We start from the raw sequence: 2,523 nt of genomic DNA, 5'->3' as shown, positions 1-2,523 counted from the left end.
GTTCTCAAAGCAGCCTGCCTGAAGCCAGCGCTGGGTCTGCTGGTACACCAGTTCCCACGGAGGAAAGTTGTTGGGCATCATTCTCCATGGCGCACCAGCACGTACGATCCAGCGCAACGCGTTAAACATTTCTCGCAGTTCGTACTTGCGCTGCGGTGCTGCTTCATCCATCAGCGTCAGATACGGCGCCGCGAAGCTCCACTCTTCGTCGGACACGTCTGTCGGGTAGGGTTTGCGTCTTTCTTTTGTCATCCCTCCAGGGTACCAGGTTCTATAAAAAGTTCCTAACACGGTCTAGCGTCACCGTGAAAACAAGTCGCCGGTTGAGGTTGGACAATGTCGCATCAAGCCAATCAGGCGAAGCCCATAGAATCTCACCGTCGTCCTGATGGCGATGTCGGTTGTGATCGGGATCGGGCTTCCAACTGCCCCAGACTTGGCTTCTCAGCGCGAGACTTCCGTCAGTCTTGCGCCAGTCACAGCTATTTGGCTCATTCATCAACACCAGGCTCCTCGTGAACTCAATTCCAAGACGGGGTCTCCCGCCGGGTCCCCTCGCGGCGATTTCGTCGCTCAGATCGATACCGAGGCTTTCGGTCTCAGGCGCCCACACAAACGGAGCGAAAGGGCTCTTTTGGCGACTACGGTGGTCGTAATATCCATCGTCCCAAAACTCCGGCAGCCAAAGATCATGACTGGGCCGCTTGGCGAATGCGATGCACCGACCAATGGCGCCCGTTCGTTCCGTCAGCGCCGACGTGATCTCTACAGTCACGCCGTCAGGCGATGACCAGCGTCCATATAGTGGAAACAGCGCGTCGACGGCGGTGTTCATGAAGCCCAATTTCCGCAGCACTGCTTCTTGATCCTGCAGCGTTTCCTGCTGGGCGATCTTGTTGCCTAACAGATTTTCTTTCGCCTGCTGAGGAACAGGATCTTTCCGGTCTGACAACCACGAACCGTCATCAAATGTGACGTCGTAGCGATCGCGCCACTTCAGCCAAGGTGAGCAGCCTTCGGTTTCATAGCTCCGAACGACCACCGGCAGAACCTTTGAAAGGCTGGTGGCAGCGTTAAGCAACGCGTGTCGTTGAATGTGCTCCCGATAAGACTCGTGTCGATCTTCCCGGTCCCACTGGTACCGCTCGCGGCCCGGAAAATAATCCAGCGAAGTGGCCTGCGGCCATCGGCGCGTAATTGCGGCCGCCATCGCATCTTCGACCGTTGCCTGCGCGACATTGAACAGATGAGCCAGGGTGCTGATCTCGATTTTCGAAAACTCGTGGTCAAAGCGAAAGCCGGATGTAGGTTCCGCAGCACGCGGGTAGACGTCGCTGGCAACGATGCCGCGGGGACTAGTGTTCCGTTCCGTTGTTAACTGATCTATGTTCGCGTAGCATGTTGACGTCAGTGGAACGGGAGACATCAGCATGTCGATGGGACGACCTAAGGCGGAACTGGTGCTGAACGAAGACGAGCGCTCGCAACTGATATCGATCACACGTTCTCGCTCGATTTCGGCTGCGCTGGTCACGCGGGCGCGCATCGTGCTGGCTACGGCTGACGGAGAGCCCAACAGTGCGATCGCGCAGCGCCTGCAACTCACGCGCGCTACGGTGGGCAAGTGGCGTCTTCGGTTTCTGGATCAGCGCATCAACGGACTCTATGATGAAGTGCGCCCCGGCAAGCCGCGCACGATCGACGATGAGCGGGTGGCTCAGCTGATTCACAAGACCCTGCACACCAAGCCCGCCGATGGCTCCACGCACTGGAGCGTACGGACGATTGCCGCCGAAACAGCTATCTCGCCGACCAGTGTGCACCGTTACCTCAAGCTGTTGGGTCTGCAACCGCATCGCAGCGAAAGCTTCAAGCTCTCGACCGATCAGTTCTTCATCGAGAAATTGCGCGACGTGGTCGGCCTTTACCTGAGCCCGCCGGAGAACGCCCTGGTCTTGTGCGTAGACGAGAAGAGCCAATGTCAGGCGCTCGAGCGTACGCAACCCATGCTGCCGATGGGTTTCGGATACGTCGAAGGCGTCACGCACGATTACGTTCGTCATGGCACTACCACGCTGTTCGCCGCCCTGAACGTACTCAACGGCGCCGTACTCGCTACCTGCAAACCGCGTCACCGGCATCAGGAATTCCTGTCGTTCCTGCGCGAAATCGACAACGCGGTGCCGGCCAACCTTGACGTGCACTGCATCGTGGACAATTACAGTGCCCACAAGCATCCGAAGGTCAAAGCGTGGTTGGCAGCACGTCCCCGGTGGCATATGCATTTCATCCCGACTTACAGTTCGTGGCTTAACCAGGTCGAACGCTTCTTCGCTCTGATCACCGGCAAGGCCATACGCCGTGGCTCGTTTGGTTCGGTCAAGCAACTGGTTAAACGTATCGATCAATTTGTCTCCCACTACAACCAAAACTGCGAGCCATTCATGTGGACCGCTACCGCTGACTCCATCCTCGCCAAGCTACAAAGACTATGTACGCGAATTAGCGGAACGGGACACTAGC

At 57.5% G+C, this 2,523-nt stretch carries 3 protein-coding genes; 1 reads left to right on the top strand and 2 read right to left on the bottom strand.

Annotated features, from left to right (window positions below; translation table 11 throughout):
• Positions 1–252: transposase (locus GCT13_RS47355; RefSeq protein ID WP_152768401.1), on the bottom strand; the 252-nt coding region annotated here is incomplete at its 3' end.
• 19 nt (positions 253–271) lie between these two features.
• Positions 272–1,426, bottom strand: coding sequence for a hypothetical protein (locus GCT13_RS47350; protein ID WP_193727985.1), 1,155 nt, complete (start codon positions 1,424–1,426; stop codon positions 272–274).
• Positions 1,427–1,430: 4 nt separating this feature from the next.
• Between GCT13_RS47350 and GCT13_RS47345 the strand changes: the two genes are divergently transcribed.
• On the top strand, positions 1,431–2,522 hold the full coding sequence (locus GCT13_RS47345) for an IS630 family transposase (protein WP_152768400.1): 1,092 nt from the start codon (positions 1,431–1,433) through the stop codon (positions 2,520–2,522).
• Position 2,523 lies beyond the last annotated feature (1 nt).

The organism is Paraburkholderia franconis (genome assembly GCF_009362735.1).
Taxonomy (GTDB): domain Bacteria; phylum Pseudomonadota; class Gammaproteobacteria; order Burkholderiales; family Burkholderiaceae; genus Paraburkholderia; species Paraburkholderia franconis.
Note: the sequence above shows the minus strand (reverse complement) of the source record. Positions and strands in the feature narration are given on the sequence as shown.

Excerpts from the sequence above, each read along its gene's own strand:
- GCT13_RS47350 (WP_193727985.1), bottom strand. The coding sequence starts at position 1,426 with ATGTCTCCCGTTCCACTGACGTCAACATGCTACGCGAACATAGATCAG.
- GCT13_RS47345 (WP_152768400.1), top strand. The coding sequence starts at position 1,431 with ATGTCGATGGGACGACCTAAGGCGGAACTGGTGCTGAACGAAGACGAG.